Genomic DNA, 22,266 nt, shown 5'->3' with positions numbered 1-22,266 from the left:
TAGGACAAACCTAACGAACTCGCTGTTCAAATGCAAACATACTAACGACGGCGTGATGGGGTAAAAAAAGCCCATCCGTACTTCACCATGTAATATACCGGGACAGAAAGGGTGATCCACGAGAGACCATGCCAAATCCCCGTACCTATGATGGCCAGCAGCAACCCCGCGATGGTAATGGCAAATAGCAACAGCGGCATACCCCAAAGGGTTAACCAGGTATTTTGTTTACGGGTTGGCATCTTCCTGTAGACTGGATAAGGTAAGCGATTCAGCCTGTTGAATAACCCGCTTTAACTGCGCGGCACGCGCCTTGCGTCTGGCGAACCATAAATACAGTCCGGAGATCAAAACAACAATGGTAAGCAGGTCAAAAACCACCCACAAGATTTTCATGGGTATACCCCCATAGTCGCCGAAGTGGAAAGGCTGGGAGATAAAGATGGCTTTCAGGTACCAGGGCATATCACGAATATCGGTAAGCTGACCGGTTTTGGCATCGATAAGCGCTGGCTTGATAATGCGTGAAGTCAGGGGCGTGTTGCCGATCATATACACAGCATAATGATGCTTACTGGAGTACAGTGTACCTGGAAATGCCACAAACGACACATCCATTCCCGGGGCGGCGGCCCGGGCGGTATCGAGTGCTGCTTGCAAAGAAGCAAATTCACCCGTTACCTTGGGTTGATCCTTATATTCGGCCACCATTTCGGCAAGCTGCCCGTCGCGCCATGCTTCCAATGCGGGGTCGGCCAATGTGTTGATGACGCCGGAAATGCCCACCACAGACGCCCAGGCAAGCGTGACAATGCCCAACAGGTTGTGGAGATCAAGCCAACGCAGCCGCCGGGACTTTTCCGTGCGGATCATTCCGAAATCAAACCGCTTCATGATCGGTCCATATAATACCACCCCCGAAATCATCGACAACATAAATAGCACGCCCATAAACCCGAGAAACAACTTCCCCGGAATGCCCGCCAGCATTTCGACATGCAGGTAATACATAACCAGCATGAAGTCCATCTCATTGGGTGCCGCTTCCAGCACCCGGGCGGTATATTGGTTCATGGTGAGGTAGTGGTCGGCCTCAATCGGTGCTTCGGCCGAGTCGGCCAATGTCAGAAACAATTGCCCGGGATGATGGTCTTCATCCCAAAACGCATACTTTGCCGCTTTGCCTGGTAATTTCTCCATCGCCGCGCTGAGTATGGCATCGGCCGAAAGGCGTGGTGCCCCCTCATGCGGAGGCGTCGCCTCAATGTCATCGTGCAAAAAATGATCTATTTCTTCGTAGAACACGAGTGGCAGTCCCGTAATGCAAAGCATTAACAGGAACAGCGTACATACCAAACTGGTCCATTTATGAACGTGGAACCATCGATTAATTGTCTGTGCCTTCATGGGTTAAAATTTATAGGCTACGCTGGCAGCAAAATTGCGCCGCTTTTGCGGATTGACCGACCAGTAACCCACGTAGTACTGCTCGTTGGTCAGGTTATTCAAATTGGCCGTAATCCGTATGCGTTCACCGTTATAGAACAAACTAGCGTTGACCAACGTATAGGCCGGAAGATAAAACACGCCGGTCATGCTGTTGTCAATCACCTTATATCGACTGGCACGGTTACCTCCAAGACCGATACCGTAATTTTTTAGCTTTCCCTCCGGGAACCGATAGGTTGCCCAAAAATTGGCCAAATGCTGCGGCCCTTGCCCGCCTGGGCTTCGCCCGGGCTCGGAATAAAAATCTTCACCATTGCCGGTGATCACGTTGGTTTCGTTGTAGCTATAGCCTGCCAGCAAACTCAGCCCCTGTATCGGATTGGCGTTCAGGTCGACCTCGACCCCCCTGCTACCCACCTTGCCGCCCTGCACCGAGTTATTCGGGTTGGTTGGATCGGGATACACGCGATCCGACACCTGGATGTCGTAAACCGACACGGTGCCAAAGAGTTTATCACGAAACAGATTGGCCTTCACGCCATATTCCCACTGGTTGGCCTGCTCAGGTTTGAACGACTTAACTTCCAGGAAATTGCCGTCCGCGTCGTATACCGATTGAGGGTCTACGTTAATAAACGCATTGAGGTAATTGACGAAAAGCGACAACTTATCGTGCCAGGGCTGGTATACCAATCCCAATTTCGGCGATAGGGCAAATTGGTCATAATCGTCATCCACTGTGCCTTTTTCGCCCCTGGAATCAAAATAGTCGGCCCGGAGGCTCACCATGGCCATGAGACCGGGGGTCACATTAAGTACATTGGAGAAGTAGGCACCGTAGGAGCTATTTACGACGTTACTCTGCGTGTTTTCCAACCCCCCTAGCAGGTTCTCGATGGAAGCTTGCGTAAGGTATACAGGCGGCAATTCCTCACCCGTAAACGGATCGGTGTAGTCCACATCACCCTGCGGCGTTACACTACGCGCCCAACCCCACCCCGAGCCGTTGTCGATGGCATTGCGGCGGTAATAGTCCAAGCCCACCAACAACCGGTTGCGCAGGTTACCGATCTTGAAATCGCCGTTGAAATTTTGTTGAATCGTGGTCGTATACAGGGTGAACTGTTCTTTGTGGAAATACTGGCTGAAGTAATTATCGCCCGCCACATCATCCCATATATAGGTATAATAACCGTTCGACTTGACCGTTCCCCGCGAAACCACCGTCTGGGAAGTCCATTGATCTGACAGCTGATAAACCATTTGCGCCTGCAGATTATATCTTGGGTTCTTGATGGTAATGTCATTGCTGGTGAATGACAGCGTCGGATTGAGGTTAAGTTCTTCAATGGTGCGGAAGTCAAGCGGACTCAATCGATCGGAGTGGAAAAACACCGGCGCTACCGACCGCTCCTCTTCTAAAATTTCAGCCATGACGTTGAAGGAGAGCCGGTCATTGACTTCATACGCGACCGTAGGAGCGATGAAAAACGACTTTTTGAAGCCCGCATCCTGGAAACTTCCCTCCGAATGGTAGGCCGCATTGACACGCGCCGTAATTTTCTCCGTTTTGCTTAAAGGCGTGTTGATATCCGCAGTGATCCGGTTTAAACCATAACTTCCAAAATTATAGGTCACCTCGCCGCCAAACCCGTCATACGGTTGTTTGGTAATTGTGTTGATAAGCCCGCCGTAACTGTAAAAGCTCCCGCCAAACAGGGTACCTGAAGGTCCCTTGATTACCTGGATTTCCTCCACATTGGCCGGATCCAGGTTACCGCTCGCCCATCCCGGCAGTCCGTTGGTTAAGGCCGGCTGTGCGTCAAAACCCCGTAGGGCAAAATAGGCTGCACCATCGCCTGCACGACCCGTGGCTTCCCAAGTGCGTGTAATTCCCGGAATATTCCGAAAGGCATCGTCATACGCAGTCACTACCTGCTGCTTCATCACTTCAGCGGATACGGAATGGTATACCTGCGGGTTCTCAAGATTTTTGAGCGGGATTTTAGCCACTTGGGTGTTACGGTTTGGCGACCGCTGTGCAGAAACGATCACCTCCCGCAATTGAGCCTCGTTTTCAGCGAGCACAAAATTAACAACCGTTGTCTCCCCCTCGCGGATCCGTACCGTTTGTTCCTGTGTCTCCAAACCGATGAAAGAAGCCACAATAACCTGCGTTCCTTCCCGTACATTAGTAATTTGGTAGTTACCGTTTGCGTCGGCAGTTGCGCCTCTATGCATGCCTTTAACCGCAATATTTACAGATTCTGCAGGACGGCCGTCTACGGTATGCACGGTGCCGTTGATCGTACCGGTTTGTGCCCAAGTCCCGATAGAGAGGGATAAAAAAAGAATGGTAACGTAATATTTGTTCATATACTGTAGTGGGTCCGACAAAAATATGTATATTTATATCAAATCTAAATAAAAATTTAGTGTATGCTTGAATGGTTACCAAGCTCCACTTACGAGATGAAATTGACGGGAAGAATATTTATCTTTGCTATAAGAATGGAATCCGTATGAACAAAGAATCATTTTTCATAAACGGGGAAGAACTCCTGAAAAAGATTAAAGAGATTATTGCCGAAGGTAATGTCCGGAAAATTAGTATTTCCGACAAATCCGGCAAAGAAATCATGAGCTTCCCGGTAACCGTCGGCGTGGTGGGAGTTTTGCTGGCTCCTCTTTTTGCAGCCATTGGCGCTCTTGCGGCCCTTGTTACCGAATGCACCATTACCGTAGAACGTGAGGAAGATACCGAGGCCCCACCCGAACCATAGCCTTACTAGCGGACATAACGAAACTAAACTGCCCTACTGATGAATTGGCTTTTCACTCCCCTCATTCTGATCTTAGTAATGGGTTGCAACAACCCTAAACCCAAACAGCAGCACCCCACCATCGGCAGCATCGAGCGCCTTGATCCGGCATTGGACGCCATTGTTGACACCAATGCCAAAGCCGAAATCATTGCCGAAGGTTTTGAGTGGAGTGAAGGGCCCCTATGGGTGGAAGATGAGCAAATGCTACTGTTTTCCGATGTTCCGGCAAATACCATTTACAAATGGACAGAAGAAGACGGAGCGGAAGTGTATTTACAGCCAAGTGGTTATACAGGTACGGAGCCCACTAAGAGCAAGGAACCCGGCAGCAATGGACTTCTGCTCGACCCGGAGGGCAATTTGGTCCTTTGCCAGCATGGCAATCGGCAGCTAGCCAAAATGGATGCCCCGCTGCACCAACCGAAAGCGACTTTCGTTACCCTGGCAGAGCGATACGATGGCAAACGCTTTAACAGCCCGAACGATGCGATATACAGCCGTACAGGCGAACTGTTTTTCACCGATCCGCCTTACGGCCTGCCCGCACAGAACGATAGCGATCCGGCCAAAGAGATCCCATTCAATGGGGTTTACAAGGTGACGCCTACCGGCGAAGTCGTGTTGCTGACCGACAGCATCTCAAGACCCAATGGTATTGCATTTTTTCCCGGCGAGAAAAAGATATTGGTAGCAAATTCCGATCCCGCTGCCGCCGATTGGTACGTACTGGACGTCAGCGGATCGCCGTCAACGCCTACCCTGTTTTACAGCGCAACCCATGAACGTGAAGGATTGAAGGGGTTACCCGATGGGCTAAAAATTGACACAAAGGGAAACGTGTTCGCCAGCGGGCCCGGTGGGATCTGGATATTCAACGATACCGGCAAGGTGTTGGGAAAAATAAGATTGGATGAGGCTGCATCCAATGTGGCTTTATCAGCGGATGAAAGAACAATTTACATAACGAATGATCGGTATGTATTGCGGGTGAAATTACGGTAACCCGCTTTTAGTGTTTGGCATCAAACGCCCCCCTTCCTTCCTTGCCGATCGACGGCATCATCTAGCTCTCCTTTGTCAGAAATCCACTACATTATCTGATTATCAAGCCGTTTAAACTTGTATAATTACCACACGTTTCTACCTTTGCCGTCTGTTATGAGACGGGAACAGGTTATATGAATCTGAGCATATTTATTGTTGACGATGACGCGATGCTAGGGGAGATACAAAAGACGTTGGTAAAATCAGCCTATCCACTGAATGATCCCATCGTTTGCCGTGACGGCTTCAGCGCACTTGAACATATTGAACGGGAAGCGGTCGCAGGCAAAAAAATACTTCTACTGCTCGATATACACATGCCTCGCATGGATGGATGGGGCGTATTGGATTCAATCTGCAACAAACCTTATAGCAAAGACGTTTGGGTAATCGTCAATACCTCATCCGACGAAGTTGCTGATGAAGTGAAATCTAAATTATATGCGCCAGTCATTGCTTTCAACAAAAAACCGCTGACGAAAGAAGCGTTGTGCAAGCTGATGGCGCAGGAGCCGTTGGTATTATTTTTTCAAGGAGTATCCCTTTGAGCGCAGGCAAAACATACGGAATTGACATTAGCTTTGAAGAGCTTAAGCTACCCGTTTTCCACGATGTATTGGTGCTGGCAAAAAACGCCGTACAGGGCAAACATGGGTTGAGTAGATCACTGGATTTACTTGCACCGGGTGTCTTCCAGTCTGTAGATACCGAAATAGAGAGTGAAGGAATAGAAGCGGTGTTTGTAAACCGGAAACTACTTCGGAAACTACCCGTCGAACAGCTCATGCAAGTGTTGCATAAGCATGTGTTCGCGAGTGTCGGTGAAGGTGAACTCATACAAGTGGATATGAAGGTGCGGATTTCGATGTATAATATTAACGAATAAACCGAAGACACACCTGAACGATGAACATAACATCACTCATAACCAAGCAATATACGTCGCTCGACGCATATACGGGCGTAGGTGTTGCCAAAGAATTGTTGCGCACACAGGATGCGGTGGTGGTATTGGAAAACAACAAACCGATTGGAATCGTGACTGCCGCGGACCTCGGCATGAAATCGCACCAATTGATAATCGATTGCTTTCGCAGCAGACCCGTGGCAAATTGCACGGATTCCATCAATACGGTACTCAACTTAATGCAGTCAACCGGAAATACGGTGCTTCCGGTCAGCTGCCAAGGTAGCTTTTGCGGCCTGATTAAACAGTCTGACATTCTCTTCCATCTTCATGCAAACCATGAAAAACAAAATGTCGCCTTGTTGGCAGCAGCCCATGATCTACGTAGTCCCCTAGCAACCATAAGCATGTTTGGGACACTGTTGAAAGCCGACCCTGCACTGAGCAAACATCAATACCTGATCGATAAAATTGCCGAAACCTGTGACTATGCACAGATACTTATTCAAGATATTCTTACCACAGAACAATCCCACGGCGAAACAATTGTCCTGGCCGACGAGAATTTAGATGAGCTGGTTGAAGCTTGTACGACTTCGCTTTCGGACAAGTTTGAGGGAAAACAACTTGTCTTGTCCAAACAGCTGCTGTCAAACAAAGTTATTAAAGCCGATCGCCTGAAGTTGACAAGAGCCATCAGCAACATCCTTTGGAATAGCATTAAATTTACCCATCCGGGCGGAGTGATCAGCGTATCAACCCGGGAGGCCGACGACGGCCGGGCACTGATCGTGGTCCAGGACACCGGAATTGGCGTTCCAACAGCAATGCAAGAAAGGATATTTGACAAATTCACCAAAGCGAAACGGCCAGGTACTGCTGGAGAACCGACAACTGGATTGGGACTTTACCTAACAAAAACAATCATTGAATCACACGGTGGCACGATTAACATGGAAAGTGACGGACGGACCGGCACCCGCTTTATCGTCTCACTTCCCGCCGAAGGTTATTCGACAACCCACAAACCGACACGCAATTATTACAACAATCACTAAATTCCGCGAACAAAGCCGTCCATTATCTTCATTACTTCACAACCTTCCTGAACGCTGCATGGATTAGACCCCTCGCCCCGGAAATATGCTACAGTCGCAGCAATCATGGGCTGCTGTACATGGGCGAGTGCTTCGAATGGAACGTGTCGGATACCGTCTTTGCAAACCAACTCAATCGGTCGATTGCTGAAAACGGAAAATGACAGCCGCCCCTCGGAACCGACCACTTCACATATGTCCAGGTCTTCCGCCACGTTAAACGCCCATTGTCCGTTGAACAGGATATGGTTTTGAAATAAAATCTGGCCGGACACAGCATCGGCTGCTTCATAAAGCCCTGCCTGATTGCAGGCAAAGCCGCTGCTGAACACCGCTTTTCCAAAAAAATAACACATTAAATCGAGTTGATGGGGAGCCACATCGTGGAACAATCCGCCGCCCGACTGCGTCGGATTTAACCGCCATTGCATACGTGGAGACCGCAAGGTTTCGGCTGACAGCGGTTGTTGATGGTATCGGAGGTTGACAACCCTGGGAATGCCGATTTGAAAATCAATAAGCTCTTTTACCTTTTTGAAATAAGGCTGTTGCCGCCGGTAATGCGCCACGGTGAGTTTCCCTTGATGCGCCTGCTGCAACCGCACCAGCTCTGTTGCTTCGGTACCGTTCAATGTCATAGGCTTTTCGAGATACACGGGCTTTCCGGCTTGGAGCGCCGCCGAAGCATAACGCAGATGTGAGTCGGGCGGTGTCGCTATGTAGATTGCGTTGACTTCCGGATCATTGATAAGTTCATGTGGGTCCGAATACCACTTGGGCACTCCATGCCTTTCTGCATAATCCCTCGCCTTCGCCGCATCCCGACGCATAACCGCAACCAAATCCGAATGTTCGATTTTCCGGAAGGCAGGGCCACTTTTTACCTCTGTGACGTCACCAACGCCTATAATTCCCCATTTTATTTCCATCTGCTTTTAACTTACTTAACTACCGTTTCGCAACCCGGGGTCAGTAGGCCCGCCAAGCCTACAGTAACCCTTTCTCCTCCAATGTTTCCCTGATTTTTTTATTCGCATTCCAGAATTTCGTTTCGATCTCGTCGAATACGGCTTTGAAAGCGGGGTTGTCCTTAAAACGCGCCACCATGATATCTTCTTTAAATAATAGAACCCAATATTGATAATTGTCTTCCTTTGCGAACAAACGGAGGTGATCGATCATGTCGGAGGCGTTCCCCCGGTAGGCATCATACAATGCCAGGTGCATATGTTTGTAAATCGATTGATCATGATCCGCGAATTTTTTGAATTGCGAAAAATGATGCTCCGATTTTTCCCGATTGCCTCGCTTCGACCAAAGAATCGCCATATCAAGGTCGACCGTATGGAAAAAATTCAGCTTCTGTTCTTCTCGCAATCGAAGAAACCGTTCATAATAACGGAAGGCAGCTTGGTCATCTCCCGTGTGGAAATACAGTTTTCCCAGTTCCTGCAGGATGTTCATTTGACTCGAATCTTTAGCCAGTTGGGCCAATAATAGTTTTTCTGCCTTTCGGGAGTCGCGGTATTTCGCATACACCACAACGGCTCTAAGCCACGCAGCATAGGGGTTTTCCGGATCGTACGCCAGCGACTGCTCTACATACCGCAGCGATTCATCCACAAACCCGGTTTGCACCAACGCGTTACTCAAGTGCAAATAGTTATAACTCGCTGCGCTGCTGTCTTGCGCCGCGGGATCCAACCGCATGCCCTGAAGCGCGTATTCAAGGTATTTCGCCGTATTGGGAACGTACCAGTTGTAAAAATCTGAGAGGAAACGAAGAACCAACGTCGAGTTGGGGTTGTACGTTAAGGCCTTCTCCAGATACGGAATGGCGGACGCATACGCCTTTTGGTTAACGTAGTGCAACCCCTTGGCAAATAAACTCTCCGCGGACGTGGGACTGCACAGCAATGCCTTGTCGGCATAGCTGCCGATGGAATCGACGTATTGGGGTTGTTGCTGAAACACATCGAGGTAGTGATACGCAATTGCTGTCACCGCATACGCCAGCCCGAATTCACGGTCACGTCCGGTCGCCTGTTTAAGGAGTGCAATGGCGGTTTCCAAGTTCGCTCTTCCTCCCTGCCGCATCAATTCGGCCGCTTTCAAAAAAAGGTCGTAAGCTGCCAGATCGGTTGTCGGTATTTGCTCGATCCGCTTCTGCTCTTCCCACGTGACAATCGCCCGCACCTCCCTGGCAATCTCCTTGGCGATTTCCTGCTGCAGCTGGAAAATATCGGTTACTTCGCGTTCGTATTGCCGGGCCCATAAATGACGGTCCTGCTGCGCATCGATCAGCTGAATATTTAGGAGTATCCGATTACCGATCTTCTGTCCACTTCCCTCCACCACGTAATTGACCTGAAGTTCGCCGGCCAATTCCGGAATGGATTTAGCCGTGTGCCGGTATTTCTCGGCAGACGTGCGACTGACCACCCGAAGGTCTTTTATCTGCTGCAAGTTATTCAGCGTAGATTCCATCAACCCGTTGATCAGGTATACATTGGTTGAGTCATTGCTATCATTCTTAAAGGGCAATACGGCAATGGATTTTTCGGGTGCCGCAGCGGATGTGGAGCGGCCGGCTCGGTAAATGGCGAACCCCAGCGCGACTGCGAGCACCGTAACGGCAACCGCTATAATCCGGGAATTGGCCTTTCGTTTCACCGGCATATCGGCTGTCGGCAACGTTTCGCTTTCTACCCTTTTGCCTACTTCGCCCGGCGGATAACCGTAAAATTCGCGAAAACATTTGATAAAATAGGACGTGCTGCTGAACCCTACCGCGTGTGCCACCTCGGAAACCGTGGATCCAGTATCATTCAGCAATTCCATACCGCGCTTCAAGCGGACCTCACGGATGAATTGGCTAGCTGATTGGTGAGTGGCGTGTTTGATTCGACGTAGCAGGTTTGACCGGCTCATGTGCATTTTGTCGGCCAATTCAGACACACCGAACTGCTCATCCGATACGTTTTCCATCACCACGGCGGTCACTCGGATGAGGAAATCACTGTCGACAGAATGGGAACCGGATAGGGCCATTTAGCTTGGTGTTTAACAGACAAAGATAGTCGTTGTACGCACATTTGCGCCATAATTTATACCCATGCGTCATAATTTTTATTTGCCTTATCAAATTTGACACATTTTTCCGCATAACTCATTTTCGGGATTCCTGGGTTGGCAGACCTTTGTATTGTCCGATCGACGGGCGAATTATGGTAACATTTAAAATCAATAAAATCATGAACATCCAACGCATCAATCTATTTAACCAAGCCACCAGCTGGATATTGGCGGCTTGCATGGCTTTCGCGACTTCCTGCGGAGGCAAGGGAAACTCATCACAGCAGGCCGAAGCGCATTCAAATAAGGCGCCCGTGGATGCCCCCAAGATCGACATCCATACCGCCGTAGTCAGCGGCAACGAAGACGCCCTTCGGCAACATATTGCGGCCGGCTCGGATATCAATGCCAAGGATCCCTTCGGCGGGTCCAGTCCGCTGATCACGGCAGCCGTTTTCGGCAAGGCAGACCTGGCCAAGATACTCATCGAAGCCGGTGCCGACCTCAACTTCCGTAACAACGACGGGTCCACGCCACTCATCAGTGCGGCATTCTTTGGCCGACCGGAGATTGTCCAATTGCTATTGGACGCGGGTGCAGATAAAAGTATCCGTAATAAATATGGCGCAACCGCTTATGAATCGGTCATTACGCCATTTAATGAGGTAAAAAGCACCTACGATATGATGGGTAAAGCGTTGGCTCCAATGGGACTCACACTCGATTATAGCTACCTGGAGACGGTCCGTCCGGAAATCGCTAAAATGCTGCAATAATGGAACGCCGCTACGATATCGACTGGATCAGGGTCATCGCCATCGGACTCCTTATCGTGTACCATGTGGCCATCGGATTCCAACCCTGGGGTATGATGATCGGGTTTATCAGCAATGACCAGCCCTGGCAATCGCTGTGGATGCCGATGACGCTGCTGAATGTCTGGAGGATTCCTTTGTTGTTCTTTGTATCCGGCATGGGTGTCTACTTCGCGCTTCGAAAACGGACCTGGGGCCAACTCGTGCAGGAACGGGCCAAGCGGATCTTGCTCCCGTTCCTGTTTGGTATCGTAGCGATCGTGCCCTTGCATGTTTACCTCTGGCAGCGCCATTATCACTTCGCCACGAGTTACGTGCCCGGGCCCGGACACCTTTGGTTTCTGGGCAATTTATTTAGCTATGTCCTCATCTTATCACCCGTCTTTTATTACCTGAAATTACAGGAAGGCCGACGGTTGGCACATTGGGCGGAAAGGATCATGCGAACGCCGTTGGCGTTGCTTCCGGTGTTCGCATTATTCATTGGCGAAGTACTTACGCTACGCCCCGTCCCGTTTGAGATGTATGCCATGACTTGGCACGGATTTTTCCTTGGACTGCTCGCATTTTTCTTTGGTTTCTTTTTTGTGTGGTGCGGTCCTTCGTTTTGGGATATGCTGCTTCGGTGGCGGTGGGTATTCCTGACCGCCGCCTGCGGACTTTTCGCTGTGCGGCTGGTACTTTTCCAGCCCTTAACTCCTAACTATTTGCTATCCATTGAGTCCAACTGCTGGGTTCTGAGCATTTTCGCCTTTGGCTATCGCTATCTCAATCACCCCAGCAAGGCCTTGGGGTACTTAAGTAAGGCTGCCTATCCGATCTATATCCTGCACATGGTTTTCCTATACTTAGGGTCATTGCTGATCTTCCCGCTTCGTATGGCGGCACCCGTTCAATTTACAGGAGTTTTGTTGTTTACCGTAGCAGGATGCCTATTATCGTATGAGCTGATCCGGCGTGTGGGGTTCCTGCGGCCTTTATTTGGGCTGCCCTGGATCCGCAAAAAGCCGAGATAACGCACACGTTACAATATTTTCGAATCCTAATACTATTTTGCGATTATACTGACCAGCCATTGCTTTCATGATGGGAAAAAAGTAAATTAGCATCACTAACATTACTGGCCCGCATTATGAAAGCTGTAGAATACCGTTTGCCCAAGGAGTTTGATAAGTCATTTATCGTATTCACAGAAAAGGGACCTTTTTTCCCTTGTCCCTGGCATTATCATCCGGAATATGAATTTGTTTTGGTAAACAAAAGCACAGGTAGACGCATGGTTGGCGATCATATTGGGCATTTCGACGAAGGGGATCTGGTCTTTATGGGACCTGCGTTGCCCCATGTATGGGTAAACGACGCTGCATACGTACAACGACAGACCAAGCAGGAAGCCAACGCAGTGGTCGTACATTTTGTAGAAGACTTTCTCGGTGAAAATTTTCTCTGTCTGCCTGAGATGGAGCCACTGAAAAAAGTGCTGGATCTATCCAAACGCGGACTGGTTATACACGGCAGAACCAGGTTACAAATCAATCGCTTAATGAATGGGATGATCGGTGAAAGCGGACTGAAACGCTTATCTTCGCTTTTTGCGATCTTCGACATCCTTGCCCATAGTGCCGATTACGAACCGCTGGCCAGCCCGAATTATATGCAGCACACCAAGGGTTATTATTCGGATCGGTACAGCAAAATCACGGATTATATCCTGCGCAATTTCCATCGCGAAATCACGCTCAATGAAGTAGCCTCCGAGGCCAGCATGGCCACCACCACATTCTGCAATTTCTTCAAAGAGCACTATCGGATGACCTTTATCGAATACCTCAACACCATCCGCATCGGGCATGTATGTAAGTTATTGGCGGACAGCGACGAAAACGTGGTAAATATTGCGTATGAATGCGGGTTCAATAATTTAGCCAATTTCAACAGGCAATTCAAACGACTGAAAGGAATGTCTCCAAGCGAGTACCGGCGAATGCTGGAATTGAAGTCGGCGTAGCAGGCGCTGTCGAACCTTGGTAAATTTGATCAAAACAGCATCCAGTATGGACACAAAGATAATCAAAGAAACGTTCGAGCGCGATGGTTACGTGCTGATCCCGGGGTTTCTGGATACCGACGAAGTCACCGAAATCATCCAGAATTTCGAGCGGGTTATAGCGCATGTCACGCCTAACATGCCCCGTGAAAAGGTATTTTTCGAAGACGAAACCGACCCTTCGACATTAAAGCAACTAATCGATATCGATCGGTATGACCCGTTCTTTAACGACATTCTGAATAAGGGCAAGTTTAAAGATATTGCTGGCTTTTTGTTAGCAGACGACGTAATAGGTAAAACACTCGAGTACTTTAATAAGCCCCCACGGATTGGAAAACCCACGCCTCCCCATCAAGACGGTTATTACTTTATGCTGAAACCTTCGGTTGCGGTTACCATGTGGATGGCCCTTGAACCGGCAGACGAAGAAAACGGGTGCGTAAGATACATCAAAGGATCGCACCTTACCGGCATGCGGCCGCATGGACGAACGACGACATTAGGCTTTTCCCAACAGATCCTAGATTACGGATCGGCAGATGTTGATAAAGAAATCCCGATCCGGGCAAAGCCAGGCGACCTGCTGATCCATCATTCGCTAACCATTCACACGGCGGGGAGAAACAACAGCACAACACGTTCCCGGAAAGCATTGGGTTTAATTTATTTCGGGGTGTCTGCCAAAGAAGATGTGGAAGCAAAAGCCGCTTATCAGCGAAAACTCCAGGAGGAACGCATCGGGGGCAACGCCCTAACCGGTTAGGCCGGCAGGTTCTTGCGCAGAAACCTCAGCCAGTTGCCGTGAAAAATCCGTTCAATATCGGCCTCGGAATAACCACGATCCGCTAAAATATCGGTTAGTCGCTGCAGCCCGGTAATGTCGTCAAGGTCATAGGGAGATTGCTCCGTGCCATATCCGCCATCCAGGTCGCTGCCGATCGCAATGTGATGGGCATTGCCGGCAAGATCACAGATGTGGTCAAAATGATCGACAACATGGGCCAGTCGGACACCGGTTGCCCTGGGGTCCGAAACGCCCCTTTCCCAAAGATTATGTAGCATCCACGCATCAAAAACACCGCCAATGACCGCATCTCGACGAATAAGTTCACGGATTTGATCGTCCGTGAGTTGTCGTTGATGTGAGACGAGCGCCCGGCAATTATGGTGGCTCGCCCAGACAGGACCCTGAAAAATATCGAGTGCCTCCCGAAATCCCTCATCGGTCAGGTGAGTCACGTCCAGGATCATGTTTAACCGATCCATTTCGCGAAGCAATTCCTTTCCGGCCGGTTTGAGCGGCCCAGACATCCCCGTACCGGGTGCGTATCGCCCGTCGCCATAATGCGCAGGCCCGACCGCCCGCAGTCCATAGGCGTAAGCCGTTTCCAAATACGAGAGATCGATCAGTGAATCCGCCCCTTCTAAACTCAGGATATACCCGACAGGCTTATCCTCATTTGCCCTCGTTTTATCGCTCCATAACGACATATGGGCGTCAAGTTCAGCCACGTTCGTAATCTGCACCATTTCGCCCGCTGCTTCCATGGCGCGGTACCAAGCTAATTGACCCTGCGTTTGTGCCCAAGCTTGCTCCGGCGAGTTCCAACCATTCAGCGGACTTCCGGGCGCAACGTATCGAGCAATTTGAGTGGCAACCACCAGCCCGATTTCTCCTTTTCTCAATTCCGGCAGCGATACCGTACCTTTTCCGCGATCGGGCTTGTCGTTGAGCGCTGCTTCGCGTTGCCGGATGGCCTGTACAGGTTTCCTCAGATCCCTATTCCACTCAAGGGCATTCATGGCTAAATCCAGATGGGCGTCGACCAATAACATGACAATTATTTTTTTTCAGAGGCTAATTTCTTTTTTACGATGTCAACCGGGTATTTCAGTGCCAGCTCCCGTATTTCGTAGCTGAAAGCGGTGAATGTTTCCTCCCACATCCGGGCTTCTTCTGGCGTATAGTCGTAAAAACCTTTTCCGTTCGCGACGCCCTTGCTTCCTTTTTTCATGAGTTCCTTCATCAATTCTGGCACCTCCGTACGGTTATTAAGCGTCGGAAATAAATCCTTCATGACGTTCCCATAGGCGTCCACGCCGGTGAGATCCATCCATCGAAATACGCCTACCAGCGTCATCCAATATCCGGGATTATTGCGGCACGCCCGGTCCACATCCTCAATGGTTGCGTAGCCGTTTTCGACGAGATAAAAAGCTTCGCGATACATCGCGTACATCAGTCGATTCGTGATGAATCCACGGATGTCTTTCCGAACCAAGGTTGGCTCCTTGTTCCAAGAGTGCGCCAGCTCATAAAGGTATTCGCCCTGAGATACATCACTCTCATCACCGCAAATGATTTCCAGAAAGCGGGTTGTGTGTGAGGGTTCAGCCCAATGCAAACCTAAAAAACGCTGCGGTATTTTCGTCAGCTTTTGCAGATCGCTGATGGGAATGGCCGATGTATTACTGGCGAGGATGGCATCCCCGGAAATATGCTGCTCAACTTTTTCGTAGACACTTCGTTTAATGGCTTCATTTTCCAAGGTACATTCAATTACCAGTCGACACCCCTCCAACAGCCGATAATCCTCAGTGATGATCAGGTTTTTTAGGTATACCCCCGCTTTTTCTTTACAAATACCTTCCTGATAAGACCGTTCGAGGTGCTTTTTGATCCGTTTTTCAGCATTATCCAGATCCGATGAAATGGGCGCTACTGCTTTTACGGGATGTCCCGCCATCAGCAGACATGCCGAGATGCTTGTACCCATCAACCCCAATCCAACGACGCCAACTTCTATTTCGCTTGTGTTCATAAGGTGGTAACTTTAGTAGGTAGCTCGTCCGCCGGATAAATCGAAGGCAAAACCGGTCGTAAAGCTGTTTTCCGGAGAAACGATGTACATAGCCAGGTTTGCCGCTTCCTGTAACGTTCCACAACGTTTCATAGGAATTTTGTCCGTCATATAACGCACTTGTTCGTCGGGCATGCCATCTACCAAAGCCGTCCGGATGACCGCCGGGGCCAGGCAATTAACGGTAATTCCCGTTTCCGCATACTCTTTGCCCTGCACTTTGGTCATGCCGATTACCGCTGCCTTCGACGCAGAATAGGCCAACATGCCTGCATTACCCTCTTTGCCCGCGATTGACGCGATATGCAAGACACGGCCATAGCCACGTTTCAGCATTTGAGGAAGCACGTACTTAGCCATCAGGAAACTGCCAAAAAAATTAACGTTAAATACGTTATGGAGATCGTCCGATTCGACTTGATGGCTTTGGATGTTTGTTTTTCCCGTGATGCCGGCACTGTTTACCAGGATATCAATCCGTCCATACCGATCGGCCACCTGGTTGACCATGGCTTCAACCGTTGCTTCCGCAGTAATGTCTCCCAAAAGCCAAGTCACCCGGTCGGATGATGGATCTTCACCATCAAGCCTCCCCGGTTGCTTGTCAATCAGTGCCAGACGAACACCGGCCGCAGCTAATTGCCGGGCAATTGCATTTCCTATGCCAGAGGCGGCTCCCGTAATAATCGCTACCTGATCAGAAAACTGGGTCATATGATATTGTGCATAGACAAAGATAAGCACGTCACCGGAAGCAAATATGCCACTTTTCTATTGAATGATAACACTATCTTCTACTCCTTCACGTCCCACCAGAGCCGGGTGCTCACTTTATCACGTCTAGGCCCCAATAGCCCTCATATCAACAAACACACGCAAGTACATGTCTGCCAGGGAGGCAACGTTTGATTACATGGCTTTCGCTTCGGAAGCTACCTCGATTAGCTTTCTGTATTCGCTGGGTGTCATCCCTTTGATCGCCTTGAACCTTCTGTTGAAATTTCCCAGGTTGTTGAATCCACTGCGGTAGGCCACTTCCATGATGTTGCGGCTAGATTCGGTTAAAAGCTTACAAGCATAGCCGATCCTAACGGTGTTTACGTATTCTATGAACGTCATCCGGTAATGATCTTTAAAAAAAACACAAAAGGTTGCCACGGCCGTGTTCGCTACCGAAGCGATTTCTTTCAAGGAGATTTCACGATCGAAGTTCCTTAGAATGTATTCCGTAACCCGGTCGATCCGGTTTGAATGATCCAACTGGGTACGTTGGACATACCCCGGACTTGAAAGCACTTCATATTCCGATGTTTGCACGAGTATATCGAAGATGCGGAATAAATTGGCCAGCCGTTGAATACCGTTCATTTCCAGCATCTCTTCCATAAGGGGGGCGATCCGATCCCGTGCCTGGTCGCGTATGTGCAAGCCCCGATTCGATGAACCGAGTACCTGCCTTACTCCCTCCATTTCGGGTATCCGAAAAAATTGATCTCCCAGAAAGTCACGTTCAAATTGAATGACGATCGCGTTTGCCTGTTGCGGCGCTGCACCCTTTATATAGATTTCATCGTTAACCCAGACATGTGGCAGGCAAGGCCCCATAAAGACAAGATCTCCCTCGCTGAAATGTCCGATGTGGTCACCTACCATCCGCCTGCCCGTACTCTGCGTAACCAGCACCAGTTCATATTCGGGATGATAGTGCCATTGGTTAGGAAAAAAGGGTCCCTTTTCCTGAAAAACGATAAAAGATTTATCATAATCCTGGGGCAATCGCTGTTCGATGATCTTCATAATTCATCCGTTGGTAGCACAATACTACTACTTTTCTGATGAATCACCCACGAACCCCCCGCCCTATTTTTCTACTGCGCCGTATATCCGCCGTCAATCACGACGGCCTGACCGGTGATTCCCTTTGCCTGATCGCTGACTAAAAAGGCCACATAATCCGCTATTTCACGGACATCAAGCAATCGCCGTTGCGGCACCAGTGGGTAAATAACTTCTTCCAAGACACGCTCAAGGTCCACGTTCCGTTGCTTGGCGATATCGCCCAATTGATTTCGAACCAACGGGGTATCCACATATCCGGGACAGACGGCATTCACGGTTATGCCGTGTGATGCACCTTCCAAAGCCGCCACCTTCGTCAATCCGATCACGCCGTGTTTCGCACTGTTATAAGCTGCCTTGCCTGCAAATCCTACCAACCCATTAATGGATGCCATGTTAATGATCCGACCGTGTCTCTGCGCCTTCATAATGGGGAAAACACATTTGATGGCATAGAACGGTGCGGTTAGCATCAACTTTATCAACTGTTCAAACCGGTCGGAAGGGAAATCCTCCAGCGACGCTACATGCTGCATACCCGCATTATTAATCAGCACATCCAGTCGGCCGTACACATCCGTTACGCGCCTGATAACGGATGTCAATTGGCGTTCATTGGTTACATCGCATCCGAATCCGGTTGCCTGATAACCCTGTCCCGCCAACGCGGCTGCCTGCGCCGCAACCGCCGATTCGTCCCGGTCGACAAGGCCCACCGCATACCCGGCCGCGGCCAGGGTTTTTCCGAGCTCAAGTCCGATGCCACTTGCTCCGCCGGTAATGATCGCTATCCTGCTACTCATCGTTCAGCAAATCACGCATTCAGTCCGCCATCCATCAAAATATTCTCGCCGTTGATATACGTTCCGGCATCTGAAGCCAAAAGTACGACCAGCCCCTTGATATCATCCGGGTTGGCCATCCGGCCCAAGGGGACCTTTTTGCAATAGTTCTTCAGAAATTGTTCCGGTTGATTATTAAACAATCCGCCGGGGCTAATGCAATTGAAACGGATGTTCCTGCCTGCGTGCATTTTGGCCATGTATCGGGTCAGATTGATCAAACCTGCATTATGAAAGAAATAATCGGGTGGCAGATCGCCCATGTCAGTACCTTCGTAATTGGATAAATCGGGACCTTTCATCCCCATCATGGAGGCGATGTTAATGACGCTGCCGCCCCCCGATTGAACAATCAGATCCGTCATTTCCCGCAGCAGGTAAAACATTCCGGTTGCGTTATCCCGCATGGAAACTTCAAATTGCTCCAAAGGTGCCCGATACCCTTTCATCGGGCGTGACACGGCATTGTTTACAAATCCGTCCAACCTTCCGAACCTCGCCGTGATTTGCTGTTTTAACGCATCCACGGTTTCGGGGATGGCTTGATCGACGGACATCGCGTGCACGTCATAGCCCATCCGGCGCAGTCCATCGGCGGTGTTTTCTGCTCGTTGCAGATCCCGGGAGGTTGTAATCACGGTCGCATCGGCTTCGGCAAGCCCTTCTACTATGCACTTTCCGTAATTGCCCGAGCCGCCGGTGACGACAATTACTTTGTGCGTTAAACTCAACAGTTCTTTAACATTCATGACATTTCCTTAAGATAGTAACATCGCTTTAGGATAGTAACATACGTTTTCCGTCTTGCAAACGACTTTCGTTGGCCGCAATGATGACGTTTATGAGCGAATAGGTGTCTTCAAAACGTAGACGTGGTGCACCGTCTTCCACGGATCGGACAAATTCGATGAGGTTGTCGCGGAACATCGAATAGGAATTCCGGATGTCTACGAGTTTCCAATGGTTACTGCCAAAAAAAGACACCTGAAAGGTTCCGGAAATGGAATTAAATAGGTGAAGCATAATATCCGGCCCTTCCACCGTCTGCACGTGGACGATTTCTCGATCTAAGGCACCGATATGTTGTACGCTCAACGGTTTCACGTCGCCCATTACGGCAAACACGGCCTCTAACAAATGAATACCATACTTTTTCCAATCCTTCTTCCCTACCGCCGTAATCAGCTCAATCTCGCCTAACGCGGCCAACTCCTGTTTGGCAACGCGGCATTCATTGGCGTATCGCATCGATGAGCACGACATGACAAACCGGCCCTTTTGAACCTGATCCGCAAACCATGCCAGGTCTTCGCGGGAATAGGCCAAGGGCTTATCGATAAAAATGGGAATTCCCGCGTCGATAAATGGCTTCGCCATCGCCACGTGGTTTTCCGGATCATCCCGCCCCAAGATCACGGCATCTACCTGACCGACCATGTCTTCCAACCGCTCTACGATGGTGGCAATACCCGATGACTGTGCAATGCTTTCAGAAATGGCACGCTCCTGGCACCACACATGCGTCACGGTGGCACCGGGAATGCCGAGCGTGTCCCTATTCGCTGTTAAATAAGCAGCCACCGCCGGGTATCCCACCCGACTGATTTCCGATCCGTCAAAACGTCCATTGATGATTGAGGACCAAGAATAGGGGTGCGCGTTCCCCGCACTCATCCCAATAATACCGATGCGAATCATAACCAACCTTTTTTATCCCATTCTGCTAAATTCAGGAATGCGGGATCCGGATACGCCAAGGTCCGGGCTTCCTTCAACAGCGCCTCGTCCATGTCGGGGCCGCTCACTGCGTCCAATGCGTCTTCCAAATACTCCTTTTTGTCGATGCCCACCAAAACAGCGGATACTTCGGGATGAGACAGCGCAAATTGGGTCGCCAATTGAGGCAGATGCGTGAAACCAGCGCGTAATAGGCGCCGGTACTTACCGAGGTGTACCTCCACATCCTTGAGTGCCGGATGCAGCCTGGGCATCCGGTCGCTGAGCATGCCCCGCATCAGCACTGACCGGACAATGACACCGATTCCTTCGCGGGCTGCATCCGTAAAGTATGTGCCTTGGCTTTGATCCATCAGATTGAAAGGCAACTGCACGGCGTTCCACTCCTTACAATGGATCGCCAGCCTGGTTTCCTCGGTTTTATATACCGACACCCCGATGGCCCTAACTGTGCCCTCTTCGCGTAATTTTGTAAATACGCGCAGCAGGTCTTCATTCGCCAGTAAATCCAGGTCGGCATAATGAACCATATACAGATCGATGTAATCGGTACGCAGTGCTTGCAAGCTTTCCGTGAGGGACGTCCGCACTAGGTCATTTAGTGTTGCATAAGTGGGAATCCGTCCGTCCGGTTGTTTCAAATGCCGGCATTTTGTGGCAAACACGACGTGTTCTCTTTTACCGTAAAAGGCGCTACCCATAATGCGCTCGCTTTCGCCATAAAGCCTCGCGGTATCAAAAAAATTAATCCCTTGGTCCAGCGCGTCCCATAACAGCCGGACCGCTTCACGCTCACTTAGCATATCCGCCTCGCTTTTTACGCCGATCCCATAAGGCATCCCGATTTCCACGCCACCAAAGGCGATTTCGGAAATCTGAATATTCGTATTACCCAATGCTCGTTTCCGCATGACGACGTTGTCTAGTGTTCCAGGTATGACTTTCCTTGCCTTCCGTTTTGGCCAAACGCATTCGCGATGTCCTGGCAGTAATTTTTTAGTCCGACGACATCGGCACCGACACTTACAAAGTGATACCCCATATCCACCAACTCCCTCAAATTGGCCGACGTGCCGACGGTGGCCGCGTATTTTCCGTACCGATTGGCCACTTCGGCTACCCGCTTCCGGGTTTCAATCAGTAACGGATGATCCCATTGCCCGGGGGCGCCGATTCCCTGACTGAAATCTCCCGGTCCAAAAAACAGCATATCGAATCCCTCCAATTGGGCGATTTCCTCCAGCTCATCCAATGGCTCCGGATCTTCAATTTGCAGGACTACAAACCGTTCCCGATTGGCAGATTCCAAATACGCGTTGAAATCCAGCGCGGTATAAGCTCCGTCGGCGTTACCCCCGTCTATCGGCCGCCTCCCAATGGGATGAAAACGGGTCATGTGAATCACTTTTCTGGCGTCTTCTACGCCCATGACGTGCGGCACAAGGATACCCGTTGCATCCATTTCCAAGGGTTTCACGTAATCGCTGTATGCGCCTCTGGGCACACGAACCATCAAATCGGTATCCTGGGATTTGGTCGCCCAAACGTGCGAAGCGATCACCGACCAATCTTGACCGATGTGTTCCAAATCTACCCATACGCAGTCAAAGCCTGCGATCGCGGCGATTTCGGAAACCTGGGCATCCTTCAGATTCACCTTAAAGCAACTGGCGGTGTCACCCGCCCGTAATTTATTCAGTACCCTGCTTCTTCTCATCTAGTTAA

At 49.9% G+C, this 22,266-nt stretch carries 23 protein-coding genes; 9 read left to right on the top strand and 14 right to left on the bottom strand.

Annotated elements, in window-relative coordinates; genetic code table 11:
* Positions 1 to 41 precede the first annotated feature (41 nt).
* From ACFQRK_RS11655 to ACFQRK_RS11645, 3 genes are read right to left on the bottom strand one after another with little or no spacing between them, the layout of a single operon-like run.
* Complete coding sequence (locus ACFQRK_RS11655) at positions 42 to 200, bottom strand: hypothetical protein (RefSeq protein ID WP_379006774.1); 159 nt, start codon at positions 198 to 200, stop codon at positions 42 to 44.
* 28 nt (positions 201 to 228) lie between these two features.
* Positions 229 to 1,407 (bottom strand): PepSY-associated TM helix domain-containing protein, encoded by a 1,179-nt coding sequence (locus tag ACFQRK_RS11650; RefSeq protein ID WP_379006772.1) that lies wholly within the window; start codon positions 1,405 to 1,407, stop codon positions 229 to 231.
* A gap of 3 nt (positions 1,408 to 1,410) precedes the next feature.
* Positions 1,411 to 3,825: a TonB-dependent receptor domain-containing protein gene (locus ACFQRK_RS11645; RefSeq protein WP_379006770.1), complete on the bottom strand. Its 2,415-nt coding sequence runs from the start codon at positions 3,823 to 3,825 to the stop codon at positions 1,411 to 1,413.
* A 146-nt stretch (positions 3,826 to 3,971) separates the two neighbouring features.
* Between ACFQRK_RS11645 and ACFQRK_RS11640 the strand changes: the two genes are divergently transcribed.
* From ACFQRK_RS11640 to ACFQRK_RS11620, 5 genes are all read left to right on the top strand, one after another.
* Complete coding sequence (locus ACFQRK_RS11640) at positions 3,972 to 4,232, top strand: DUF4342 domain-containing protein (RefSeq protein ID WP_379006768.1); 261 nt, start codon at positions 3,972 to 3,974, stop codon at positions 4,230 to 4,232.
* A 39-nt stretch (positions 4,233 to 4,271) separates the two neighbouring features.
* A complete protein-coding gene (locus ACFQRK_RS11635; RefSeq protein ID WP_379006767.1) occupies positions 4,272 to 5,276 on the top strand; it encodes an SMP-30/gluconolactonase/LRE family protein in 1,005 nt (334 codons plus the stop codon).
* A 176-nt stretch (positions 5,277 to 5,452) separates the two neighbouring features.
* Positions 5,453 to 5,866: a response regulator gene (locus ACFQRK_RS11630; RefSeq protein ID WP_379006765.1), complete on the top strand. Its 414-nt coding sequence runs from the start codon at positions 5,453 to 5,455 to the stop codon at positions 5,864 to 5,866.
* Entirely contained in the window at positions 5,863 to 6,204 is a 342-nt protein-coding gene (locus ACFQRK_RS11625; protein ID WP_379006763.1) for a hypothetical protein, read from the top strand. The genes ACFQRK_RS11630 and ACFQRK_RS11625 overlap by 4 nt, the downstream gene beginning before the upstream one ends.
* Positions 6,205 to 6,224: 20 nt before the next feature.
* Positions 6,225 to 7,283 carry an ATP-binding protein gene (locus tag ACFQRK_RS11620; protein ID WP_379006761.1) on the top strand — a complete coding sequence of 353 codons (1,059 nt, stop codon included), beginning with the start codon at positions 6,225 to 6,227 and terminating at the stop codon, positions 7,281 to 7,283.
* Here the strand turns inward: ACFQRK_RS11620 and ACFQRK_RS11615 are convergent.
* Together ACFQRK_RS11615 and ACFQRK_RS11610 are read right to left on the bottom strand one after the other, a co-directional pair.
* On the bottom strand, positions 7,280 to 8,251 hold the full coding sequence (locus tag ACFQRK_RS11615) for a Gfo/Idh/MocA family protein (protein WP_379006759.1): 972 nt from the start codon (positions 8,249 to 8,251) through the stop codon (positions 7,280 to 7,282). The genes ACFQRK_RS11620 and ACFQRK_RS11615 overlap by 4 nt on opposite strands.
* A 58-nt stretch (positions 8,252 to 8,309) precedes the next feature.
* Positions 8,310 to 10,373, bottom strand: a complete 2,064-nt coding sequence (locus ACFQRK_RS11610) for a helix-turn-helix domain-containing protein (protein ID WP_379006757.1) — start codon at positions 10,371 to 10,373, stop codon at positions 8,310 to 8,312.
* A 203-nt stretch (positions 10,374 to 10,576) separates the two neighbouring features.
* Here ACFQRK_RS11610 and ACFQRK_RS11605 point away from each other — a divergent pair, with 203 nt between their 5' ends.
* From ACFQRK_RS11605 to ACFQRK_RS11590, 4 genes are all read left to right on the top strand, one after another.
* The gene (locus ACFQRK_RS11605; protein WP_379006755.1) at positions 10,577 to 11,173 is read left to right on the top strand and encodes an ankyrin repeat domain-containing protein; all 597 of its coding nucleotides are present in this window, start codon (positions 10,577 to 10,579) and stop codon (positions 11,171 to 11,173) included.
* Entirely contained in the window at positions 11,173 to 12,228 is a 1,056-nt protein-coding gene (locus tag ACFQRK_RS11600) for an acyltransferase family protein (protein WP_379006752.1), read from the top strand. The genes ACFQRK_RS11605 and ACFQRK_RS11600 overlap by 1 nt, the downstream gene beginning before the upstream one ends.
* A gap of 116 nt (positions 12,229 to 12,344) precedes the next feature.
* The gene (locus ACFQRK_RS11595; RefSeq protein WP_379006750.1) at positions 12,345 to 13,220 is read left to right on the top strand and encodes an AraC family transcriptional regulator; all 876 of its coding nucleotides are present in this window, start codon (positions 12,345 to 12,347) and stop codon (positions 13,218 to 13,220) included.
* Positions 13,221 to 13,266: 46 nt separating this feature from the next.
* Positions 13,267 to 14,025, top strand: a complete 759-nt coding sequence (locus tag ACFQRK_RS11590) for a phytanoyl-CoA dioxygenase family protein (RefSeq protein ID WP_379006749.1) — start codon at positions 13,267 to 13,269, stop codon at positions 14,023 to 14,025.
* On the opposite strand, the gene ACFQRK_RS11585 is transcribed toward ACFQRK_RS11590, so the two are convergent.
* From ACFQRK_RS11585 to ACFQRK_RS11545, 9 genes are all read right to left on the bottom strand, one after another.
* A complete protein-coding gene (locus tag ACFQRK_RS11585; protein ID WP_379006747.1) occupies positions 14,022 to 15,098 on the bottom strand; it encodes a dipeptidase in 1,077 nt (358 codons plus the stop codon). The two genes, ACFQRK_RS11590 and ACFQRK_RS11585, sit on opposite strands and share 4 nt — an antisense overlap.
* A 5-nt stretch (positions 15,099 to 15,103) precedes the next feature.
* Positions 15,104 to 16,084 (bottom strand): 3-hydroxyacyl-CoA dehydrogenase family protein, encoded by a 981-nt coding sequence (locus tag ACFQRK_RS11580; protein ID WP_379006745.1) that lies wholly within the window; start codon positions 16,082 to 16,084, stop codon positions 15,104 to 15,106.
* 12 nt (positions 16,085 to 16,096) lie between these two features.
* Positions 16,097 to 16,837, bottom strand: coding sequence for an SDR family NAD(P)-dependent oxidoreductase (locus ACFQRK_RS11575; protein WP_379006744.1), 741 nt, complete (start codon positions 16,835 to 16,837; stop codon positions 16,097 to 16,099).
* A 195-nt stretch (positions 16,838 to 17,032) separates the two neighbouring features.
* Positions 17,033 to 17,920 carry an AraC family transcriptional regulator gene (locus tag ACFQRK_RS11570; protein ID WP_379006743.1) on the bottom strand — a complete coding sequence of 296 codons (888 nt, stop codon included), beginning with the start codon at positions 17,918 to 17,920 and terminating at the stop codon, positions 17,033 to 17,035.
* Positions 17,921 to 17,991: 71 nt separating this feature from the next.
* Entirely contained in the window at positions 17,992 to 18,765 is a 774-nt protein-coding gene (locus ACFQRK_RS11565) for a 3-hydroxybutyrate dehydrogenase (RefSeq protein WP_379006741.1), read from the bottom strand.
* An 11-nt stretch (positions 18,766 to 18,776) separates the two neighbouring features.
* On the bottom strand, positions 18,777 to 19,553 hold the full coding sequence (locus ACFQRK_RS11560; protein WP_379006739.1) for an SDR family oxidoreductase: 777 nt from the start codon (positions 19,551 to 19,553) through the stop codon (positions 18,777 to 18,779).
* A gap of 28 nt (positions 19,554 to 19,581) precedes the next feature.
* Complete coding sequence (locus ACFQRK_RS11555; RefSeq protein WP_379006737.1) at positions 19,582 to 20,502, bottom strand: Gfo/Idh/MocA family oxidoreductase; 921 nt, start codon at positions 20,500 to 20,502, stop codon at positions 19,582 to 19,584.
* The gene (locus tag ACFQRK_RS11550; RefSeq protein WP_379006736.1) at positions 20,499 to 21,452 is read right to left on the bottom strand and encodes an aldo/keto reductase; all 954 of its coding nucleotides are present in this window, start codon (positions 21,450 to 21,452) and stop codon (positions 20,499 to 20,501) included. Before ACFQRK_RS11550 ends, ACFQRK_RS11555 begins: the two co-directional genes overlap by 4 nt.
* 11 nt (positions 21,453 to 21,463) lie before the next feature.
* Positions 21,464 to 22,258, bottom strand: a complete 795-nt coding sequence (locus ACFQRK_RS11545; protein WP_379006733.1) for an HpcH/HpaI aldolase/citrate lyase family protein — start codon at positions 22,256 to 22,258, stop codon at positions 21,464 to 21,466.
* Positions 22,259 to 22,266 lie beyond the last annotated feature (8 nt).

The organism is Parapedobacter sp. GCM10030251, from assembly GCF_042666505.1.
Taxonomy (GTDB): Bacteria; Bacteroidota; Bacteroidia; order Sphingobacteriales; family Sphingobacteriaceae; genus Parapedobacter.
This window is presented reverse-complemented; position numbering and strand designations above follow the sequence as displayed.

Coding starts and splice junctions, on each gene's coding strand:
- ACFQRK_RS11655 (WP_379006774.1), bottom strand. CDS start 200: ATGCCGCTGTTGCTATTTGCCATTACCATCGCGGGGTTGCTGCTGGCC.
- ACFQRK_RS11650 (WP_379006772.1), bottom strand. CDS start 1,407: ATGAAGGCACAGACAATTAATCGATGGTTCCACGTTCATAAATGGACC.
- ACFQRK_RS11645 (WP_379006770.1), bottom strand. CDS start 3,825: ATGAACAAATATTACGTTACCATTCTTTTTTTATCCCTCTCTATCGGG.
- ACFQRK_RS11640 (WP_379006768.1), top strand. CDS start 3,972: ATGAACAAAGAATCATTTTTCATAAACGGGGAAGAACTCCTGAAAAAG.
- ACFQRK_RS11635 (WP_379006767.1), top strand. CDS start 4,272: ATGAATTGGCTTTTCACTCCCCTCATTCTGATCTTAGTAATGGGTTGC.
- ACFQRK_RS11630 (WP_379006765.1), top strand. CDS start 5,453: ATGAATCTGAGCATATTTATTGTTGACGATGACGCGATGCTAGGGGAG.
- ACFQRK_RS11620 (WP_379006761.1), top strand. CDS start 6,225: ATGAACATAACATCACTCATAACCAAGCAATATACGTCGCTCGACGCA.
- ACFQRK_RS11615 (WP_379006759.1), bottom strand. CDS start 8,251: ATGGAAATAAAATGGGGAATTATAGGCGTTGGTGACGTCACAGAGGTA.
- ACFQRK_RS11610 (WP_379006757.1), bottom strand. CDS start 10,373: ATGGCCCTATCCGGTTCCCATTCTGTCGACAGTGATTTCCTCATCCGA.
- ACFQRK_RS11605 (WP_379006755.1), top strand. CDS start 10,577: ATGAACATCCAACGCATCAATCTATTTAACCAAGCCACCAGCTGGATA.
- ACFQRK_RS11600 (WP_379006752.1), top strand. CDS start 11,173: ATGGAACGCCGCTACGATATCGACTGGATCAGGGTCATCGCCATCGGA.
- ACFQRK_RS11595 (WP_379006750.1), top strand. CDS start 12,345: ATGAAAGCTGTAGAATACCGTTTGCCCAAGGAGTTTGATAAGTCATTT.
- ACFQRK_RS11590 (WP_379006749.1), top strand. CDS start 13,267: ATGGACACAAAGATAATCAAAGAAACGTTCGAGCGCGATGGTTACGTG.
- ACFQRK_RS11585 (WP_379006747.1), bottom strand. CDS start 15,098: ATGTTATTGGTCGACGCCCATCTGGATTTAGCCATGAATGCCCTTGAG.
- ACFQRK_RS11580 (WP_379006745.1), bottom strand. CDS start 16,084: ATGAACACAAGCGAAATAGAAGTTGGCGTCGTTGGATTGGGGTTGATG.
- ACFQRK_RS11575 (WP_379006744.1), bottom strand. CDS start 16,837: ATGACCCAGTTTTCTGATCAGGTAGCGATTATTACGGGAGCCGCCTCT.
- ACFQRK_RS11570 (WP_379006743.1), bottom strand. CDS start 17,920: ATGAAGATCATCGAACAGCGATTGCCCCAGGATTATGATAAATCTTTT.
- ACFQRK_RS11565 (WP_379006741.1), bottom strand. CDS start 18,765: ATGAGTAGCAGGATAGCGATCATTACCGGCGGAGCAAGTGGCATCGGA.
- ACFQRK_RS11560 (WP_379006739.1), bottom strand. CDS start 19,553: ATGAATGTTAAAGAACTGTTGAGTTTAACGCACAAAGTAATTGTCGTC.
- ACFQRK_RS11555 (WP_379006737.1), bottom strand. CDS start 20,502: ATGATTCGCATCGGTATTATTGGGATGAGTGCGGGGAACGCGCACCCC.
- ACFQRK_RS11550 (WP_379006736.1), bottom strand. CDS start 21,452: ATGCGGAAACGAGCATTGGGTAATACGAATATTCAGATTTCCGAAATC.
- ACFQRK_RS11545 (WP_379006733.1), bottom strand. CDS start 22,258: ATGAGAAGAAGCAGGGTACTGAATAAATTACGGGCGGGTGACACCGCC.